Below are 14,982 nucleotides of genomic sequence, written 5' to 3'. Positions count from 1 at the left end.
ATGGACGTGCACCGAGGGCAAGCGCGCGATGACCGGACTGCCCGAGCACCAGCGCCCCGTGCCCAGCCCCGAACGCGTGGCGCTGCGGCGCCGCCTCACCGTGCTGGCATGGCGCGCGCTCGCGCTGACCTGCCTGGGGCTCGGCCTGGTGGGCGTCGCGCTGCCGGTGGTGCCCACGGTGCCGTTCCTGATTGCGTCGGCGTGGGCCGCCAGCAAGGGTTGGCCTGCGTTCGAGATCTGGCTGCTGAACCACCGCCTGTTCGGTCCGCCCATCGTGCAGTGGCGCCGACACGGCGCGATTCCCCGCCGCATCAAGTGGCTCAGCTCCAGCATGATGGCGGTCAGCGCCATCGGCATGCAGTTCCTGCCGCAGATCCCGCTCTGGCTGCGCCTGGGTGTACCGGCGGTGATGCTGGCCGTCGGCATCTGGCTCTGGCACCGGCCGGACGCGTAGGCGCGTCGCCAGGCCCCTTCAGCCGACGAGATCCGCCACGTCCAGCACGTACATCTGCCGATCGCCTTCGTGCACCGAATCGATGCAGATCTGGCGGCCGTCGCGGCTCCAGCGCGGATGCAGGTCGCAGCGGTTCTCCTTGGACAAGGTCGGGTCGGCGTAGAAGCTGCCCAGATCGATCTTGCGACCGGTGTCCATGTCGTACAGGAACAGGATGCGCTCGTGGGTGGTGGCGTCGGGGTAGGTGTCCGACAGCAGCCAGCGCTGGTTGGCCGGCGAGAACGTCATGTGGCCGTTTTCGGTCAGTGTGCCGTCGCCCACCACCTGGACGGCGCCGCCCGGCGCGTCGTCGTACAGGTGGTAGTGGATCGCGCCATCGTGCGGTCCCCAGACGATGATCTGATGGTCGTTGCGCCACAGCGGGTGCGAGATCTGCCACTCCGACTTCTCATAGTCGAAGGTGCCCACGGCGCTGGGGTCGAAGTCGTCGGCCAGTTGCGGCAGCGGGTGGTCGGAGCATTCCAGCAGGCGCAGCTCGCTGCCGTCCGGGTTCATGGTGATCAGGCGGTGCAGGAAGCAGGTTTCGTCCTTCACGCGCTCGGTCCAGCGGTGCAGCAGCAGGATGCGCGATGACGCCGGGTTGATCTCGATGTGGCTCACCCAGTGGATGGCCTTGTCCATCGACGGGCGATGGTGAAACCCCTTGAGGTCGGCGTAGCTGACCAGCAGCCGCAGCGCGCCGGTCGCCAGTTCCATGCGCCAGATGCCGTCGGCCGAGGGCGCCAGCGGCAGATCGAACGGTCCGTCGGGCTCGCTGTAGCCGATGGTCTCGTGCGTCACGTAAAGCCGGCGGTAGTCGACGCACAGCGCCCATTCGCTGCTGGGCGCTACCACGTATACCGGCGCGGGCAGGGGCCGGATGGCGCCGGTGTCGGCGTCGACGACCTGCGCGCCGAAGCCGCGGTAGGGGTGGCCCCCGTCCGGGGTTCGGATGTTGTGGATGAACTGCCGCCCCGGCAGCCCGTCAAGCCATTGCAGCTGACTGCCCATCTGCCAGTTCCAGGCGCGCGTGCGGGCCAGCGCGTGGAAGCGATCGCCGTCCTGCAGGTCGAAGTAGCCGACCTCGGCTTCCGAATCCGGGCGCAGCAGCACATCGCGGTAGGGCGTGCGCTGGGCCAGCACGCAGCGACCGCTGCGGTCCCAGGTGCTCTTGTTGTAGTAGCCAAAGAAGTGGTGGCGTGCGTCGCCGCCCAGGCGGCGCGCGCGCGGCGCGGCGGCCTGCCCAGCGGCAAGCGGAGCAGTAGTCACTGTGTCAGTCGGCATTCAGCTTGCCCTGCGCGATGACCTTGTCCCACTTGACCTTCTCTGCCGCGACGAAGCTGCGTGCGGTCTCCCGCGTGTTGGCCACGGCGGTCATGCCCTGCTCTTCCAGGCCCTTGCGAAACTCCGGCGCGGAAACGATCTTGCGGATGTCCGCGTTCAGTTTGTCCGCAATCGCGTCGGGCACGTTGGCGCCTACGGCCACCGTGGTCCATGACGTGGCCTGGAAACCGGGGTAGCCGGACTCGATGCCGGTGGGCACATCCGGCAGGGCGGCGATGCGCTGCTGGCCCGAGACCGCCAGGGCCTTGAGCTTGCCGTTCTTGACCTGGGGAATCACGGTGGGCGGATTCTCGAACATGAGCTGGATCTGACCGCCCAGCAAGTCGTTCAGCGCGGCCGAACTGCCCTTGTAGGGCACGTGCACGATGGGCGCGCCCGAAGCCAGCTTGTACAGCTCGCCCAGCATGTGCACCGACGAGCCGATGCCCGCCGAGCCGAAGTGGACGGTGTCCGGCTGCCGCTTGGCCAGTGCCGTGAGCTCCTGGAGGTTCTTGGCGGGCAGCGACGGCGTGGCCACGACCACGTGCGGCATTTCAGCCAGCACGGTGACGATCTTCAGGTCCTTGCTGGGGTCGTACGGCAGCTTCTTGTAGACGCCGTAGGTCGCGTGCAGGCCGATTGAGCCCAACAGCACGGTATAGCCGTCGGGCGTCGCGTCGACCACCGCCTTGCCGCCGATGTGGCCGCCGGCGCCGGGCCGGTTGTCGACGATCACCGACTGTCCGTACAACCGGCTGAGCGCGTCCGCCAGCATGCGCCCCTGCACATCCGAGCTGCCCCCGGCGGTGAACGGCACGATGATCTTGATCGGCTTGCTGGGGTAGGGCGCGGACTGGCTGAGCGCGCCGGCGCTGAACGCCAAGCCAAACACAGCGGCCGAGGCGGCCAGCCACGCACGGCGCGGGCGATGGTATGAATTCATCACGATGGGCATTGCTTTCTCCTTCTCTTCAAGGGGCAAGCCTAAGGCGCGTGAAGTATTCTGAACAATGCTTCTTTGTCGCCACGTCATACATTTTTGATATGCCATCCTGGTCGAATACCTCATGCCTCGCGCACTGAACCCCCGCCAGATCGAGGCGTTTCGTGCGGTCATGCAGACCGGCACCGTCACCGCCGCCGCCGAGGTGCTGCACACCACGCAGCCGTCGGTCAGCCGCCTGATCGCGCAACTGGCGCATGAGACGCGGCTGCGGCTTTTCGACCAGCACCACGGTCGCCTGCGCCCCACGCCCGAAGCGCAGGCCCTGCTGGCCGTGGTTGAGCGCCATTTCGAAGGCATGGACGCCATCGCCCTGCAAGTCGCGGCGATCCGCCGCTCCGGAGCGGGTTCGCTGCGCATTGGCTGCACGCCGGCGCTGGCGCTGAGCGTGCTGCCCCAGATCGTGCCCGGCTTCATGCGCGACCGACCTGAGATGCACGTGAAGATCGAGACAGCCGGCATGAGCGTGCTGCAGACCAGCCTGGCCCGCGGCGGCCACGAATTGGTGTTGACCACCCAGCCAGTGCGCCGAGCGGGCCTGGATGCCGAAGTGCTGGACGAGCGCGACATGGTCGCCGTGATGCACCCGTCCCATCCGCTGGCGCAGCGCGCGCGCCTGCATGTGCGCGATCTGCAAGGTCAGGTGCTGCTCACGCTGGGCGAGAACGACAGCACCTGGCAGCAGTTGCGGCGCGCGCTGCAGCAGCACGCGGTAGAGACGTCCGGCATGGTCGAGACCAACTATTCCAGCACCGTCTGCATGATGGCGCGCGGCGGCGCCGGCGTGGGGATCGTCAACCCCTATGTCGCCACGGCGCTGGGCGAAGGCCTGGCGGTGCGGCCGATCGAGCCCGTGTCGCCGGTGGCCGTGGTGATGGCCTTTGCCGCCCAGTCAGCGCTTTCCGATGCCGCGGCCGACTTCGCCGCAAGGGTGCGTCGGCATTTCGGCGCCGCCCAGCGCTGAGGCGGATCAGGTCACGGGCGCAGCCTGACGGGGTGAGCGCTGCTTTCGTCAAGCAGATTGCTATCGAATAAGGAGCTGCTTGCGCTGCCCCCTATTGGATATGAAGCCCTTTCAGCTCGGGGTCTGCCGGCGGATAGCGCAACTGCAGCGACCGCAGCTTGTCGCGCACCAGGGTGGCGATCATCAAGTTGCGGTGGGTCTTGCTGTCGGCCGGCACCACGGTCCAGGGCGCCCATTCGGTGGAGGTGGCGCGCAGCAGGTCGTCGTAGGCCTTCTGGTAGGCCTTCCACTGCGTCCGCACTTCCAGGTCGCCCTCACTGAACTTCCAGTTCTTGGTGGGGTCGTCGATGCGCGCCTGCAGGCGCTCGCGCTGTTCGTCGAAGCTGATGTGCAGCATGAATTTCATGACCACCGTGCCGGTTTCGCACAACAGGCGTTCGAAATCGTTGATCTGCCGGTAGCGCTGGGCGGTGCCGGCGGCGTCGATGAAGCCCTCGACCACTGGCACCAGCACGTCCTCGTAGTGGCTGCGGTTGTGGATCATGAATTCGCCCGCCGCTGGCACCTGCTGGTGAATGCGCCAGAGGAAGTCGTGGCTGCGCTCCAGTTCGGTCGGCGCTTTCCAGCCGTGCGTGCGCACGCCCAGCGGGCTGGTTTCCTTGAACACCGCGCGGATCGTCCCGTCCTTGCCGGCCGTGTCGGTGCCCTGCAACAGCACCAGCAACTTGAATCGCTTGTCGGCCCAGAAAATGTCCTGCAGCGCGTCGATTTCCTGCGCCAGTTCGGTGATGCGGCTTTTGTCCTCGGTCTTGTTGCCGATTGAAAAAGGCTTGTCGCCGGGCGACAGTTTTTGCAAGGAAAAACGGGCGCCGCCGACCGGAACCGTCCAGGCTAATGCCGGACTGCCGGTGGGGTTGTTGCTTTTTTTGGTCATTCCACGTTCGTTTCTGGGAAGTCGAAGTGGCCCGAAGTTACAGGGCGTGTGTGGTTTTCGCAAACCCCCCGCAGCTCGGGGCTATGTAGCCATGCAGATGTGCGGGCGCTCACCTTATTCCGTTGGCAATGGGCGACATACTTAGGTTGTCACTGGGTATGTTGTCATCATGTGTCAAAAATATGTGAATCAGATTAGTCAACTCGGTCTACTTCCCAGTACTATTCGGTCCTGAGAGAGAGGTGCATATAGACACCAAAGTAGTACTGGAGTAAGGGGCTAAATCATGAGCATCGTCACTGAAGAAGCTGGAAAGAAGGCACTTTGCGCGCGTCTCGCGCGCGTGGAAGGACAACTGCGCGGGCTGCAGAAACTGATTCAGGCGGAGGCCGAATCCGAGCAGGTCGCGCAGCAGATGACGGCTGCCCGCAAGGCGCTGGACAAGGCGTTCTTTGCCATGGTCGCAACACTGATAGCCGACGGTAAGGCCGGTGCCGACGATGTCGCCGACATCCTGGTCCGCTTTGCCTGAGCGGCTGCGCCGGGCCTAGCCTGGCGCTTGGCCGGCCACGGCAAGCCCGAGACCGGCTTTCACATGACGGCAGGCGTGCCGGGTCGGGTCGTTCGCTCTACACTGGGGCCATGAACCCCACGCAGCTTTTTGATCCGACCTCGCATTCCTACACCTACATCCTGTTCGATGAGGTGTCGCGGGATGCGTTGATCATTGATCCTGTGACGGAGCAGCTCGAGCGCGACCTCGACGCCTTGCGTCGCCTGAACCTGAAGCTCAAATGGGCGGTGGAAACGCACGCACATGCTGACCACATCACCAGCGCAGCGCAACTGGCGGAAATGACCGGGGCCCAGCTGGCCGCGCCGGTCGGTTGCGGCGTGGGCACCGCAGCAGTGCAGCTCAAGCACGGCGACGTGCTGCGCTTCGGGCGCGAAGCCGTGCGCGTGCTGCACACGCCGGGGCACACGCAGGGTAGCGTGTGCTTCTATTGGGAGCGCAAATGGCACGACCCCGAAGAGGTGCCAACCGAGGCGTCAAATGTGCCGCTCGGCCATGAAATGCGGCCCGATCTGCGCCAGGACGAGCGCCACGTCTTCACCGGCGACACCCTGCTGATTGGCGGTTGCGGGCGCACCGACTTCCAGTCCGGCTCGGCCGCGCAGCTTTACGACAGCATCACTGGCCAGCTGTTCACCCTGCCCGACGACACCATTGTCTGGCCAGGGCACGATTACCACGAACGTACTCAGTCCACAATTGGCTTGGAAAAAGCGACCAATCCGCGCCTCGCGGACAAGTCACGTGACGAATTCGTGGCGTTGATGGATGCTTTAGACTTACCGAAACCGCGCCGCATCGACGAAGCCGTACCGGCCAACCAGCGCTCCGGGCGCAACGCGCCGCAAGCTTCATCACCTGCCCGGGGCGAGCCGGCCCTGGCGGACGGCTATGCCGGCGACATCACACCCGAAACCGCTCGCCAGTGGATGGACAGCGGCCGCGCTGTGCTGGTCGACGTGCGCACCGATGCCGAGCGCGAATGGGTCGGCTTTGTGCCGGGCGCCGCCGCCGTCGCCTGGAAGCAATGGCCGGGCATGGCGCTCAACCCCGATTTCGATGTGCAGGTGCAGGCAGCGGCGGAAGAAGGGCTGACAGTAATGTTGCTGTGCCGCAGCGGCGTGCGCTCCATCGCCGCCGCCAAGCGCGCGACGGAGCTCGGGCTGACCGCGTACAACGTGCTGGGCGGCTTTGAAGGCGACCCCGACGCCAACGCCCAGCGCGGCCACCAGAACGGCTGGCGCCACGCCGGTCTGCCCTGGCGGCAGAACTGAGGGGCCGGGGCGCTTGCCGGTCCGCCGGTTTTGGGTTGATTCCGTTTTTGTGAAGAATTCTGGCGTCGGCCTTAGAACCACTTGCGCGGATAGCTTCTGAATTCATAGCGTTTTCATGGGTGCTTTTGCGTGAGACCCGTCACGCTCAGCATCGCAATCGTGCGCCGCCGCGGCGCCTTCAGGTCAGCCCACGCCCGGCAACCGCCCCAGCCAATCGCCGATCACCGCTTCGTACGCCGCCGCCAGGCGCAGCACGCCGGCGTCGTCCTGCGGGGGGCCGATCAGCTGCATGCCCATGGGCAGGCCGTCGGGGCTGAAGCCCACCGGCACGCTGATACAGGGCAGGCCGGCGAAGGTGGCGTAGATGACGACCTCCATCCAGCGGTGGTAGGTGTCCATGGGGCGGCCGGCGATCGACTGCGGCCAGCGCTCGGTCACGTCGAACGGCCAGACCTGCGTGGTCGGCAGCGCCAAAAAGTCGTACTGCTCGAACAGCGCCAGCATGCTTTGGTAGAACTGGGTGCGCGTCACGCTGGCCGACAGGAATTCGGCTGCGCTGCAGCCTTGGGCCTGGTCGTGCTCCCACAGCGCTTCGGGCTTGATCAGCGTGCGGTTGCCGGCCTTCAGCAAGAACGGCGCCACGCGCGACGCCACCAGCACGCGGCGCCAGACCAGCCAGGCCATCCACACCCGTTCCGGCGCCATGCCCAGCGTGGCCGGTTCGACTGCGCAGCCCTGGTGTTGCAGGCGCTGCAAGCCGTCTTCACAGCGCGCCAGGATACCGTCTTCCATCGGCAGGTAGCCGTTCAGGTTGCCAAGCCAGCCGATGCGCTGGGCTTTGACGTCCAATGCGTCGCCGGCCCTAGAGGAGTCTGCGCGACCAGCTATCGATAAAGGAGCGCTTTGCGACCAGCCGGCCTGTGTTTCCAACAGCTTCGCGACGTCGCGCACGCTGCGGCCCATTGGCCCCTCGGTGCCCAGTTGGGACACCCACACGTCCAGCGCCGGCACCATGGGCACGCGGCCCTGGCTGGGTCGCAGGCCAAAGCCGTTGGCCCAGGCCGCGGGGTTGCGCAAACTGCCCATGAAGTCCGAGCCGTCGGCTACCGGCAGCAGGCGCAGCGCCAGCGCCACGGCCGCGCCGCCGCTGCTGCCGCCGGCCGTCTTGCTGGGCGAATAGGCGTTGCGCGTGGCGCCAAACACCTCGTTGAAGGTATGCGAGCCCAGGCCGAATTCGGGCGTGTTGCTCTTGCCGATGACGATGCAGCCGGCCGCTTTCATGCGCGCGGCCATCAGCCCGTCTTCCTGCGCGACGAAGTCCTTCATCAGCGGCGAGCCCAACGTGGTGGGCAGGCCCGCCACGTTGGCCAGGTCCTTGATCGCCTGTGGCAGGCCGTGCATCCAGCCGCGCGATTGGCCGCGCGCCAGCTCGGCGTCGCAAGCGTCGGCCTCGGCCAGCAGCGCGTCGTCAGGGCGCAGCGACACCAGGGCGTTGTAGGTCGGGTTGAGGCGGTGGATGCGCGCCAGGTAGGCCTGCATCACCTCGCGGCACGACAGCTGGCGCGCGTGGATCGCTTCCGACAGCGCCGTGGCGTCCAGCGCAGTGATGGCGTCGGGGGCGTCAGGGGCAGCGGACGGCGAAGCGGGGGCGGCGGCGTTCATGCGTGCACTGTACGCGCGCCGATGCGCGGTGCCTGTCGCGCACGCAGGTGGCTTGGAAGCGCCCATGAAAAAGGCACCCGAAGGTGCCTTTTCTCGCATAAAGCCTGCGAAACCCTACATGGGTCTGCGCAGGCAGCTATGCAAATCAGAGCGCCGGGATGCGCAGCTTCTGACCGGGGTAGATCTTGTTCGGGTCCGACAGCATCGGCTTGTTGGCTTCGAAGATCACGTTGTACTTGTTAGCGTCGCCATAGTACTTCTTGGAGATGGCGGACAGCGTGTCGCCGCTCACCACGTCGTGGTACTGCGAAGCGGTACCGGCGGGGTACTGCAGGTTGTTGTCGACATCGCTCACGCTGGCCACGTTGCCGGCAGACAGGCCGGCCTTCTCAGCGGCTTCCTGGCTGGGGGCGCTGCCGCCCAGGGTGACCTTGCCGGTGGCGCCGTCAAAAGCCACGGTCAGGCCGGACAGGCCCAGGTTCTGCTTTTCGATGTACGTCTTGATCGCGTCGCCGGCCTTGGCGTTCAGCTCGGCCAGATTGGGCGCGCTGGAGGTTGCTGCCTGTTCGACTTCTTTGCCGCCGAAGAGCTTCTCACCGGCTTCCTTGATGAAACTGAACAATCCCATGTGCATTCTCCTTTGAGGGGTTGGAACGGAAAGCCGAAATGTAACCCGCACCGATGACGGGTCGCGCCGGCGGGCACCGCAACACCTGTAGGACAAACTCGCTAATAATGGCGCCCCATGACTTTTTTGGCGATCGACGTTGGCAATACGCGACTGAAATGGACGCTGTACGAGCGGCCCGCGCCCGAGGCGCAGGTGCTGGCGCACGGCGCGGAATTTCTGGAGCAGATCGACCGGCTGGGTGAGGGCGTGTGGGCGTCCCAGCCCGAGCCGACGACGATGCTGGGCTGCATCGTCGCCGGCCAGGCGGTCAAGCACCGCGTGCAGGAGCAGATGGAGGGCTGGAGCGTTGAGCCGCGTTGGGTCGTGGCCAGCGAGGCCGAGGCGGGCCTCACCAACGGCTACGACTACCCTTCGCGCCTGGGCGCCGACCGTTGGGTGGCGATGATCGGCGCGCGCCACCACATGCTGCGCCGCGGCCCGCCGCGCCCGATCCTGCTGGTGATGGTGGGCACGGCCGTGACGGTGGAAGCGATCGACCAGCACGGACGCTACCTGGGCGGGCTGATCCTGCCGGGGCACGGCATCATGCTGCGCGCGCTGGAGTCGGGCACGGCCGGCCTGCACGTGCCGACGGGCGATGTGTGCGAATTCCCGACCAACACCAGCGACGGCCTGACCAGCGGCGGCACCTTCGCCATCGCCGGGGCGTGCGAGCGCATGTTCCAGCACCTGTTCAAGCGCTGCGCGGCCGAGCCGCTGTGCCTGATGACGGGCGGCGCGGGCTGGAAGATGCTGCCGGCGATGACGCGCCCGTTCGAGCTGATCGAGAGCATGATTTTTGACGGGCTGCTGGTGATTGCACGTGAGCGCAGTGAGATGGCGAGCCGGTTTTAAATGGGTGCGCGGAGCGCGCGGGATTTAAGTGATTTTGCCGTTTTACCCTATAGACATTGGCGTGAGGAGCTACTGAATTTGTAGTCAATTGCTCGTTTTGCTTCGACGATTCATTGAAGTTCGGAGGCCGGGACGTGCGCCCGGCGGCGCACCTTCTTTTCTTGACTCGCCAAGAAAAGAAGGCAAAAGAAGGCGACCCCACTGGCCGTGTCCCCGCAGCGATGCTGCGGGGCAACCTGCGATGCTCGATCGGGCGGTGGCGCTGCAGAACTCGCTTTGCTGCTGCGCAGCGCCGCTCAGACAGCTGCAGCGAGTCAGAGCACGAAGCGCGGCCATCCTTCGGTGCCCGCGCCCACCGCCCGCTCTGCGCTTCTCGGCACGTCCACAGGGGAATGAAGACGATCCGGGCCATCGCTGCGCTCGGCCGCGAATCCGAGGCCGAGCGCTGCGATGGCCCGAGTGGCTGTTCCACGCCCCTTGAGGCTGCGCCTGCGGCGTGATTCTGGCGGGGTGGCGGCTGCACCAAAGGATGCAGCCGCTTCGTGCACTGACTGGCCGCAGCTGTCTGAACGGAGCTGCAAAGCAGCGCAGTGAGTTCTGCGGCCCACCCCGGCAGAAGCGCGACGCAGGTTTGCCCCTGCACACGGCGCAGGGGTCGCAGACGTGGGGTCGCCTTTCTTTGGTTTCTTTCTTTGGCGAGTCAAAGAAAGAAACTGCGCCGCCGGGCGCACTTCCCGGCCTCTCAACGTCGTTCAAACACCAACGTCGAACAAGCACGAAAACTGCAAATTCAATAGCTGCCCGCGCGATCCCCCGTAAGGCCAGCGCCCGATAAGCCCAAAAAGTTAAGCCGCCGCCGGATCCCCAGCGCCCGCCATCCCATCCACCGCCTGAAACATCGCCTGCCGCGCCTGGCTGATGATCTGGCCCTTCCACGCATCGGTGTCCGTGCAGAACGCCGCCATCAGCCGCGCCTTGATCTGCGCGGCCAGCTCGGCCGGGGCTTCAGGGTGCTGCGCCAGCCAGTGATCGCCGCGCAGAGCGTCCATGACTTCCGGCACCGGCACCGTGCCGTATTCCATGGCAATGCCCGTGTAGCGGGCGTTCGGCGCGGCGTCGTAGATCGCGTTCCACATCAGGCCGCGCAGCAGCGGGCTGGTCGATGTGCCGTCGTAGATCGACGTGACGTGCTCGCCCCACCAGCGGCGCGCGCGGGCCACGGTGTCGGCGTCGTCGGCGCCGGCGTAGATCGGCTCGCCCACCCCGTTGGGGCCGAGGCCCGTGTGCAGGTCGATCCAGGCGATGTCGCTGGCGCGGCTGGCGTACTTCGCCAACACCTGGCGCAGGGTCTGGTGGCTCCAGGTGGGCGCGGTGCCGCCGAAGAACAGGCCATCGGGGTATTCGTATTGCCCGCTGGAGATGGCGGCCTGCCAGGCACCCAGGCCTTTGGTTTCGATGTAGCTCTGCACCGCAGCGCGGTTCGCGTCGTCGGGCGGCCAGGTTTCCGGCAACAGGAGCGCGTGCACCTGGCGGTAGGCTTCATTGACGGGCAGCGGCTGGCTGAAATCGTGGAAGTTGCGGTTCAGGTCGACGTTTTCCTGGGTGACGCGGCGCACGTGCGAGAACCCGTACGGGTTGAGCGCGTGGATGTACAGCACGGCCACGCCGGCATCGCGGGCCTTGGCGCGCCACTCGTCGTCGCGCAGCGCAAACACCTGCACGCCGCTGCCGCAGTAGCCTTCCACACCGTGGCAGGCGCTGCTGACGATCAGCAGGCGCTCGGCGTCCGGGCTGCCGTCCAGCGCGATGTCCATCGCCAGCTGTTCGCCGTCGCGGCCGGGCAGGGGGTGGTTGAAGGATTCGATGCGCAGGCCGTCGGTGGCGGCGGCTTCCAGAAATTTAACGCGGGCCTGGGCGTAGCTGGACGAAAACGCGGCGGGAATCGGGATCACGGGGTCTCCTCGGTGCTGTTGTTGGATGGCGGAAGGTCGGCGAAAAAGACCAGGCGGTTGCCGGCCGGGTCGCCCAGGCGCAATTCGCGCGTGCCCCAGGGCGTGTCTTCCAGCCCCGGCTTGGCGTAACGGAAATCGGCCGCCAGCAGGCGCTGCTGCAGCGCGGTGAGCGTGGCGATGTCGGCCACCGGAATGCGCACGGCGCCGCCCGGGCAGCAGTCGCCGTAGTGGCTGGTCAGGTGCAGCACGCAGCCGCCCAGCGACACCTGCAGGTACAGCGGGAAGTTGTCGCCAAAACGGTGTTCCCAGTCAACCGTGAAGCCGAGGAAGTCGACGTAGAAGGCGCGGGTGTGCGCCTCGTCGAACAGGCGCAGCAGCGGCGTGGCCGGGCCGAACCCGCGGGTGAACGCGGGCGCTGGACGGGTCGTCACGGCGCGGCGACGCCGTGTTTACTTGCCGGCGCCCTGGGGCATGGGCCGGTCGGCCGGCGGCTGATGCGCCAGCCATTGCTCGGCCAGGCGCACCCAGTAAGTGGCGCCCAGTGGGATCAGGTCGTCGTTGAAGTCGTAATGCGGGTTGTGCAGCGTGCAGGGGCCGGCATCGTGCCCGCCGCCTTCATACTGGCCACGGTGCGCACCGTCGCCGTTGGCGATGAAGCAGTATGCGCCCGGCTTTTCCTGCAGCATGAAGGAGAAGTCCTCCGCGCCCATGGTCGGCTCTTGCGCCTCGGCGTTCTCGGGGCCGACGATGTCGGCCATCACGCCGCGGCAGAACTCGGCCTCGTACGGCGTGTTGATGGTGGGCGGGTAATTGCGGTGGAAGTGGAAGTCGCAGGTCGCGCCATATGCGGCGCTGATGCCTTCGGCGATCTCCTGCATGCGGCGCTCAATCAGGTCCAGCGTCTCGAAGGTAAAGGTGCGCACCGTGCCCTGCAGCTCGCAGCTGTCGGGGATGACGTTGGTGGCTTCGCCGGCGTGGATCATGGTGACCGAGATCACGCCCGCTTCCACCGGCTTCTTGTTGCGCGTCAGGATGGTCTGAAAACCCTGCACCATCTGGCAGGCGATCGGCACCGGGTCGACACCGGTGTGCGGCAGTGCGGCGTGGCCGCCCTTGCCGGTGATGGTGATCCTGAATTCGTTGCTGGACGCCATCACGGGCCCGGTGGAGACGGCAAACTTGCCCACCGCCATGCCCGGCCAGTTGTGCATGCCGAACACGGCTTCCATGGGGAACTGCTGGAACAGGCCTTCCTTGATCATCTCGCGCGCGCCACCGCCGCCTTCTTCGGCGGGCTGGAAGATCAGGTACACCGTGCCGTCGAAGTTGCGGTGTGCCGCAAAGTGCTGCGCGGCCGCCAGCAGCATGGCGGTGTGGCCGTCGTGGCCGCAGGCGTGCATCTTGCCGTGGTGGGTGCTGGCGTGGGCGAAGGTGTTGAACTCGGTCATCGGCAGCGCGTCCATGTCGGCGCGCAAACCGATGGCGCGGCCGCTTTGCCCGCCGTCGCGCCCGTGCACGATGCCCACCACGCCGGTCGTGCCCAGGCCCCGGTGGATCGGGATGCCCCATTCCGTCAGCTTGGCCGCCACCACGTCGGCGGTGCGCACCTCTTCAAAGCACAGCTCGGGGTGCGCGTGGATGTCGCGTCGCACGGCGGCGATGCCGGCGGCCTGGGTCAGGATGGAGTCGATCAGCTTCATGCACCGCAGTCTAGCGTGCATGGTGCCGACGTGGGCGGTCCCGGGTGAAGACCCCAGCCACAGCAACCAAGGTGCAGACTGCTATTGAAAAAGAAGCTGCCCGCGCAAGTGGTTGTAGGGCCGGGAGCCGATTCTTATGCATTTCTTGGCTGGCCCTACATGGGCCGCCAGGCCAGGCAACGCGCTCCGTTCAAGCAAGCGGCCGCGCCAAGGCCGCCCCGCAGCGCTGGCGGCGTCCGGCTCCCAGAGCGCAGCGCTAAGGGACGGGGGAAGCCGTCACCGGCGGAGCAGGGTCGGTCGCCGTTCCCGGCAGAGGGGGCGCTTCAGGTCCTGACGCGGCCGTCGCCGGTCAGCATGGACAGTTCGGCAAAGCGCGAAGCCACATGGTTGTTGGGCGCAAAGCCCACGCGGTAGCCGCCGAAGTCCTCGTTGATCGACTCCAGCGCGGCAATCAGGTTCTCACGCGACGGCTTGCTGCCCGCGCGGCGCAGGCCTTCGGCAAACACCTTGGCTGCCAGGTAGCCTTCCATGCTGGAGAAATTGGGCTGCACCTTGCCGCTCTTCTGGGCAGCGGCCACGAACTCGCGCGCGATCGTGCGAGCCGGGTTGTACGGTGAGGGCATCACCTGCGACACCATCACGCCGGCGCCGTCCTTGCCCAATTCGTCCGCCAGCGCCTGCGTGCCGACGAAGGACACGTTGTAGAAGGTACCGCCAAATCCGGCCTTGCGCGCCGCGCGAATGAAGGCGGCGCTGGCCTTGTACGAACCGATCTGCACGATCGCCTGCGCGCCGGAACCCGCCAGCTTGGCCACCGCGGCGCCAACGTCGACCGAATTGCGCTCCACCGTGGCCTCGGCCACCGGCTTGAGCTTGCGTGCGCCCAGGGCCTGCGTCACGCCGGTCAGGCCCGCCTTGCCGTAGGCGTCGTTCTGGTAGAAAACCGCGATGCGGTCCTGGTGGAGGTGGGTGAGCTGCTTGACGATCAGCTCGGTTTCGTCGTCGTAGGAGGCGCGCACGTGAAAGGCCTCGCGCTTGAAGGGCGCGCGCAAGCTCATGGCGCCGGTAAAGGGCGCGATGAACGGCACCTTGGCCGCCGACGCCATCGGCAGCGCCACCAGACTGGTGGGCGTGCCGATGTAGCCGAACAGGGCGAACACATCGTCCTTGATCAGCTTTTCGGTATTGCTGGCGCAGCGGTCGGGCTCGTAGCCGTCGTCGAGCTGGCGGATCTCGACCGGGCGGCCGTTCACGCCACCTTGCCCGGCCAACTGCTGGAAGTAGAGCTGCGCACCGGCATGAAACTGCGTGCCCAGTTGCATCGACGGACCGGTGAAGGCAGCCGACTGGCCCAGCAGGATGCGGTTGTCCTGCGCGCGGACCCAGCCCGCGCCGACCGCGGCGCTCGCGCCCATAACCTGAACAAACCGACGACGATTGGATGAAAATGGCTGACGCATGGGTTGCACTCCGAGACTGCGACTGCAAAAAGCAGGCGGAAGTCTACTGTTTAAACCCTAACTTTTTATTACATACCCGAGTATTTTGATGCCGTTGTTCATTCCGCGCCACAGCGCA

14 protein-coding genes and 1 pseudogene are annotated in these 14,982 nt (G+C 66.4%); 6 read left to right on the top strand and 9 right to left on the bottom strand.

Features of this window, described 5'->3' with window-relative positions; all coding sequences use genetic code 11:
* The first annotated feature begins 28 nt into the window (after positions 1 to 28).
* The gene (locus FVQ98_RS03185) at positions 29 to 454 is read left to right on the top strand and encodes a YbaN family protein (RefSeq protein ID WP_147911976.1); all 426 of its coding nucleotides are present in this window, start codon (positions 29 to 31) and stop codon (positions 452 to 454) included.
* A gap of 18 nt (positions 455 to 472) precedes the next feature.
* Here the strand turns inward: FVQ98_RS03185 and FVQ98_RS03180 are convergent, their stop codons facing one another.
* Both FVQ98_RS03180 and FVQ98_RS03175 read right to left on the bottom strand, forming a co-directional pair.
* Complete coding sequence (locus FVQ98_RS03180; RefSeq protein ID WP_255507608.1) at positions 473 to 1,777, bottom strand: TolB-like translocation protein; 1,305 nt, start codon at positions 1,775 to 1,777, stop codon at positions 473 to 475.
* Entirely contained in the window at positions 1,767 to 2,765 is a 999-nt protein-coding gene (locus tag FVQ98_RS03175; RefSeq protein WP_370512917.1) for a Bug family tripartite tricarboxylate transporter substrate binding protein, read from the bottom strand. Before FVQ98_RS03175 ends, FVQ98_RS03180 begins: the two co-directional genes overlap by 11 nt.
* Before the next feature lie 118 nt (positions 2,766 to 2,883).
* Between FVQ98_RS03175 and FVQ98_RS03170 the strand changes: the two genes are divergently transcribed.
* Complete coding sequence (locus FVQ98_RS03170; protein ID WP_147911974.1) at positions 2,884 to 3,783, top strand: LysR substrate-binding domain-containing protein; 900 nt, start codon at positions 2,884 to 2,886, stop codon at positions 3,781 to 3,783.
* A gap of 91 nt (positions 3,784 to 3,874) precedes the next feature.
* Here the strand turns inward: FVQ98_RS03170 and FVQ98_RS03165 are convergent, their stop codons facing one another.
* On the bottom strand, positions 3,875 to 4,717 hold the full coding sequence (locus tag FVQ98_RS03165; protein WP_147911973.1) for a PPK2 family polyphosphate kinase: 843 nt from the start codon (positions 4,715 to 4,717) through the stop codon (positions 3,875 to 3,877).
* A 286-nt stretch (positions 4,718 to 5,003) separates the two neighbouring features.
* On the opposite strand from FVQ98_RS03165, the gene FVQ98_RS03160 reads away from it, so the two are divergent.
* From FVQ98_RS03160 to FVQ98_RS19985, 3 genes and pseudogenes are all read left to right on the top strand, one after another.
* Positions 5,004 to 5,249, top strand: coding sequence for a metal-sensing transcriptional repressor (locus FVQ98_RS03160; RefSeq protein WP_147911972.1), 246 nt, complete (start codon positions 5,004 to 5,006; stop codon positions 5,247 to 5,249).
* Between the two features lie 110 nt (positions 5,250 to 5,359).
* A pseudogene (locus tag FVQ98_RS20260) lies at positions 5,360 to 5,950 on the top strand (MBL fold metallo-hydrolase); the annotation flags it as partial.
* Between the two features lie 270 nt (positions 5,951 to 6,220).
* Positions 6,221 to 6,565, top strand: coding sequence for a rhodanese-like domain-containing protein (locus FVQ98_RS19985; RefSeq protein ID WP_370512916.1), 345 nt, complete (start codon positions 6,221 to 6,223; stop codon positions 6,563 to 6,565).
* Between the two features lie 183 nt (positions 6,566 to 6,748).
* Here FVQ98_RS19985 and FVQ98_RS03150 read toward each other — a convergent pair whose 3' ends face one another.
* On the bottom strand, positions 6,749 to 8,227 hold the full coding sequence (locus tag FVQ98_RS03150; protein WP_255507606.1) for an amidase: 1,479 nt from the start codon (positions 8,225 to 8,227) through the stop codon (positions 6,749 to 6,751).
* 145 nt (positions 8,228 to 8,372) lie between these two features.
* Entirely contained in the window at positions 8,373 to 8,855 is a 483-nt protein-coding gene (gene lysM / locus FVQ98_RS03145) for a peptidoglycan-binding protein LysM (protein ID WP_147911969.1), read from the bottom strand.
* Between the two features lie 117 nt (positions 8,856 to 8,972).
* Here lysM and FVQ98_RS03140 point away from each other — a divergent pair, with 117 nt between their 5' ends.
* Complete coding sequence (locus FVQ98_RS03140; RefSeq protein WP_147911968.1) at positions 8,973 to 9,752, top strand: type III pantothenate kinase; 780 nt, start codon at positions 8,973 to 8,975, stop codon at positions 9,750 to 9,752.
* Positions 9,753 to 10,597: 845 nt separating this feature from the next.
* On the opposite strand, the gene FVQ98_RS03135 is transcribed toward FVQ98_RS03140, so the two are convergent.
* From FVQ98_RS03135 to FVQ98_RS03120, 4 genes are all read right to left on the bottom strand, one after another.
* Positions 10,598 to 11,704, bottom strand: a complete 1,107-nt coding sequence (locus FVQ98_RS03135; protein ID WP_147911967.1) for a M14 family metallopeptidase — start codon at positions 11,702 to 11,704, stop codon at positions 10,598 to 10,600.
* Positions 11,701 to 12,135 (bottom strand): glyoxalase superfamily protein, encoded by a 435-nt coding sequence (locus tag FVQ98_RS03130; protein ID WP_147911966.1) that lies wholly within the window; start codon positions 12,133 to 12,135, stop codon positions 11,701 to 11,703. Before FVQ98_RS03130 ends, FVQ98_RS03135 begins: the two co-directional genes overlap by 4 nt.
* A gap of 18 nt (positions 12,136 to 12,153) precedes the next feature.
* On the bottom strand, positions 12,154 to 13,404 hold the full coding sequence (locus FVQ98_RS03125) for a M20 aminoacylase family protein (RefSeq protein WP_147911965.1): 1,251 nt from the start codon (positions 13,402 to 13,404) through the stop codon (positions 12,154 to 12,156).
* Positions 13,405 to 13,727: 323 nt separating this feature from the next.
* Positions 13,728 to 14,819 carry an ABC transporter substrate-binding protein gene (locus FVQ98_RS03120; RefSeq protein ID WP_255507605.1) on the bottom strand — a complete coding sequence of 364 codons (1,092 nt, stop codon included), beginning with the start codon at positions 14,817 to 14,819 and terminating at the stop codon, positions 13,728 to 13,730.
* Positions 14,820 to 14,982: the final 163 nt, after the last annotated feature.

The organism is Ottowia flava (assembly GCF_008017535.1).
Classification (GTDB): Bacteria; Pseudomonadota; Gammaproteobacteria; order Burkholderiales; family Burkholderiaceae_C; genus Ottowia; species Ottowia flava.
The sequence above is the reverse complement of the archived record's forward strand: the minus strand, read 5'-3'. Positions and strand labels throughout refer to the sequence as shown.

Bases quoted from the DNA above. Each gene is read 5' to 3' on its own strand.
- FVQ98_RS03140 (WP_147911968.1), top strand. From the start codon at position 8,973: ATGACTTTTTTGGCGATCGACGTTGGCAATACGCGACTGAAATGGACG.
- lysM (WP_147911969.1), bottom strand. From the start codon at position 8,855: ATGGGATTGTTCAGTTTCATCAAGGAAGCCGGTGAGAAGCTCTTCGGC.
- FVQ98_RS03165 (WP_147911973.1), bottom strand. From the start codon at position 4,717: ATGACCAAAAAAAGCAACAACCCCACCGGCAGTCCGGCATTAGCCTGG.
- FVQ98_RS03185 (WP_147911976.1), top strand. From the start codon at position 29: ATGACCGGACTGCCCGAGCACCAGCGCCCCGTGCCCAGCCCCGAACGC.
- FVQ98_RS03150 (WP_255507606.1), bottom strand. From the start codon at position 8,227: ATGAACGCCGCCGCCCCCGCTTCGCCGTCCGCTGCCCCTGACGCCCCC.
- FVQ98_RS03180 (WP_255507608.1), bottom strand. From the start codon at position 1,777: ATGCCGACTGACACAGTGACTACTGCTCCGCTTGCCGCTGGGCAGGCC.
- FVQ98_RS03125 (WP_147911965.1), bottom strand. From the start codon at position 13,404: ATGAAGCTGATCGACTCCATCCTGACCCAGGCCGCCGGCATCGCCGCC.
- FVQ98_RS03120 (WP_255507605.1), bottom strand. From the start codon at position 14,819: ATGGGCGCGAGCGCCGCGGTCGGCGCGGGCTGGGTCCGCGCGCAGGAC.
- FVQ98_RS19985 (WP_370512916.1), top strand. From the start codon at position 6,221: ATGGACAGCGGCCGCGCTGTGCTGGTCGACGTGCGCACCGATGCCGAG.
- FVQ98_RS03170 (WP_147911974.1), top strand. From the start codon at position 2,884: ATGCCTCGCGCACTGAACCCCCGCCAGATCGAGGCGTTTCGTGCGGTC.
- FVQ98_RS03160 (WP_147911972.1), top strand. From the start codon at position 5,004: ATGAGCATCGTCACTGAAGAAGCTGGAAAGAAGGCACTTTGCGCGCGT.